This is a genomic window from Shewanella sp. 11B5 (genome assembly GCF_002836795.1).
Lineage (GTDB): Bacteria > Pseudomonadota > Gammaproteobacteria > Enterobacterales > Shewanellaceae > Shewanella > Shewanella frigidimarina.
In genome coordinates, this window is the sequence record NZ_PJAP01000863.1 from 1 (window position 1) to 3,509 (window position 3,509).

Genomic DNA, 3,509 nt, shown 5'->3' on the forward strand with positions numbered 1-3,509 from the left:
CCTCGCCGATCATCACATTAAAGCTGTGCGCCAGCTGAGAAAATTCATCATTCGATTTAAGGTTGACTCGTTGCGTATAGTCTTTTTTATTTGAGATATGTTCTATAACTTCCAAAAGCGTATTAAGTGGTTTGGTGAATAAAGATTGCAACCAAAACATCACCAATAAACTCGCCGTAAAAGCCAATATGCTGGCTGAAGTAACCAACACTAAATAATCATCCAGTTGCTTAGTGAGTGCGTTCATATTATCCGTAATATGTAACAAGCCCACCACCTCACCTTCAAAAAGCAAAGGGGTATATGAGTGCACTCCATCATTGTTAAATTGCGTCAGCTTTTTCTTGGAAGAAATAATATTCAATAATTCCTGCTGATCAATAACGCCTTGATAAACCCCATGACCTTGGTAAGCGGCAAATGGATTACCTGTAGGATCATAAATAGTCGCGTGGATGATATCTGGCTGAGCAATGAGCGCGGATAAGGTCTTTTCGGCTGACGATGGATCATTAAAAATAACCGCTGACAGACTATTGCTCGCCACAATATCACTTAGCACCGCTAAACCTTGTTCAGCTTTCTCTTTAGTCACTGCATATTGCTTAGTGATTAATGATGCAGAGATAATGACAATGACAAGAATAGCGATCGCTAGCATTGAAAAAATCAATTTTGTTCGAATTGATGCTAAATTCATTATTTTCATCGTTTAACCTCAAGTGCCAATTTCAATACTTGTGAACTGATATCCAACCCTGAAGCCTCTAACACTTTAATATTAATATTGAAAAACAATCGTTTATCTTTTTCAACGATTTCAATCATGCCTCCTTGCACCGCAAATCCCGAGATATCTGAAACCGTTAAAATAGGTTTATTATCGACAGCCAAAAACAAACGACGAGTTAAATCCCTAGAGTTAGCATCGATAAATACCACATCACACTGTTCGATTTGACTTGTTTCTGATAGCTGAATAGCCGTGATTGATTGAGTCACCAATTTTTTCTTCGAAAGCCCCATAAAACTATCGCGATATTGATTTCCAAAGAAACATATTTTCCACGCAGATGGTGTATTAAGTCGCGATTCTGGCCACTGGGTAAATTTCGCGAAGTTATAGGTAAACGCCGCTTTTAAATCAAACGAATTTTGGGACATAGCCATAGATGAACGCGGAAGCAGCACAAATACAACCAATAATGAATACAGTATCTGTCGACTCAAATTAGCTTTTTTCATTGTGGCGACCTTAAAAGCTTAACGTCGCTTTAACAAAGTAACTTGGTCCCACCCGATAAGGAAATTGTAAGCTTTCTCCTTCATATTCAAGGTGGGTAGGATGAAGCAAATTTTTCCCGAACGCCGATAATGAGATATCCGGCGTAACCATCCAGCGTAGCCCAATATCCACACTATGGTAGCTAGGAATAGTCTTCATACTTGTGCCGTTTTGGCTTATCACGTTATTGTTATCGATAAAACGCCATACGAAGTTAACATCTATATCATCGGTAATATTCCAATCAATTATTGTCGACAACATATGCTCAGGTGCATCAGTATTCTGATTTAAACTGCCACCAAATTCGCTTTGGATAAAGCTGTAATTGGCTCTTAACTGAAGTGAGTGAGTTACAACCCACAGCGAAGATAATTCAACCCCATAGTTATATCCATCCAAACTATTGCCAAATAAGACATATTGCGAAATATAATTAGGGAATGTACTGAAATCAATTGTACTGTCAGACTCTGACACGCTGCGCAGTTTGCCATAATCGTTATAAAATACGGTAGTATCAAAAGACCATTGGCTTGCCGGAATAAAACGATATCCTATCTCGTATGAGACCATTTCTTCGGATTCAAAATTGTCGTTACCCGACACCCATACCTTAACCAGCGGGGCCACGTCAGAAGGCGGTATATTAAGGGCATTTGCAGATATATTGTTTTCTAATCTTGATGGGGTTCGCACTGCTCGAGCAATAGAAGTCCATACGCTGTTTCTTGTATCTAACTGCCACCTAAGACGAATATTGGGTTGAACCTCAAAACCTGTATAGTCATTTTGTTCAAAACGCGAAGCCAGAGTAAGCCACAACTCGTCTTTAACTAGCATAATTTCGTCACTGATGAACGCACTCCACAAATCAGTATTTGTCGAGGAAGCCTCACTACTTTCTAGAATAGGGCTGGATCCGAGCTCATCTTGTATATAACGGTATCCTAATCCCCAAACAACATTATGATTTTGCCCAATAATTAGCTGATGCTGAAAATCAACATCAAAGGTTTCACTGCTTAAACCATACAAATTTTCATCTCTGTTGGCATAATCGTAATAAGTTTGCACACTATATTCAGAGGTTGCCGATATTGCTTTGGTGTACTTTGATAACAAGTTAAAACCATCACTTTTGACTTCATCAGTATAATAATTTCGATATAGCGGCGCTTCTGTTGATGCAATATTAGGTGCTTGCTGCATTTTAGATTTGTAAAAGTCACTGCTTAACGTGAGACTTGTGTCTGTCTCTAGCTGAATATCAATGCGCCCACCTAATTGCAGATGCTGCCAGCTATTATCTTTGCCTGCATCGGCAAATGGTACCAGTAAGTCACTCTCAAGATCATTTAGGTCAAGCTCAAACGAATCTCTTTCATGGCCTTTCAAATATACTCTCGACGTGACCTTGTCAGACAATGTTGATCCATAACGAAAACCAGCAAAGCCTTGCTCATAATCTCCGGCACCTAGCTCTCCATAGCCTCCTAATGTGTCGGCACTGTGTTTAGTGATAATGTTAATCACACCATTAACCGCATTCGCCCCCCACAAAGCTGCACTTGGACCACGGATAACTTCGATACGCTCAATGTCAGCCATAAGCGTGTCTTGCACTTCCCAATAGACACCGGAGAATGCTGGAGAATAAAGAGTTCGGCCATCCATCAAAACCAATAATTTGTTATTGTAGCGCCCATTAAAACCACGACTTCCAATGGCCCACTTTTGTGAATCAATCTGCGCTACATGCAGCCCTGGCACATCGCGAAGCGCTTGTGGAATTGAGGTCGCACCAGAGCGACGAATACTCTCGCTTGTAACAACATAAATTGCTGCTGGTGAATTGGATAGAGGCTGCTTTTGTTTTGATACAGAAGTCACTTCAACATTCATTAACTCTTGTAGACTGAGATCTAAAGAGTCTGAATCAGCGGCTATAGCTGTAGAACTCGCAGAAAAAACAAATAATGCAGAATAAAAAGTCATTTTCAGCTTTAACATTTTCAATAATTCCTTCACCAAGCCAAAGACAACAATGCCAATTTATTTTTCAAAAAATTAAATCACACAAACAACTTATTCGATTAAGTTTAAAGTATGTTCAATGGTAAATCCATTAACATTTTACCAACAACCTACCAAAAATGAATCGTCAAATATCTCAATTTTGATCTTCTGTTAATTTTTGATGACATAAATATGACTATCGGCC

Annotated in this window: 3 protein-coding genes; all 3 read right to left on the reverse strand. The window is 39.3% G+C overall.

Going from position 1 to position 3,509, the window contains the following annotated elements; genetic code table 11:
• Positions 1-709, reverse strand: a 709-nt coding sequence (locus CXF78_RS17310) for a CHASE sensor domain-containing protein (RefSeq protein ID WP_145991539.1), incomplete at its 3' end; no start/stop codon positions are given.
• Positions 706-1,245 (reverse strand): YfiR family protein, encoded by a 540-nt coding sequence (locus CXF78_RS17315; RefSeq protein WP_102037457.1) that lies wholly within the window; start codon positions 1,243-1,245, stop codon positions 706-708. The genes CXF78_RS17315 and CXF78_RS17310, both read right to left, overlap by 4 nt.
• Before the next feature lie 10 nt (positions 1,246-1,255).
• Positions 1,256-3,298 (reverse strand): TonB-dependent receptor plug domain-containing protein, encoded by a 2,043-nt coding sequence (locus tag CXF78_RS17320; protein WP_102037458.1) that lies wholly within the window; start codon positions 3,296-3,298, stop codon positions 1,256-1,258.
• Positions 3,299-3,509 lie beyond the last annotated feature (211 nt).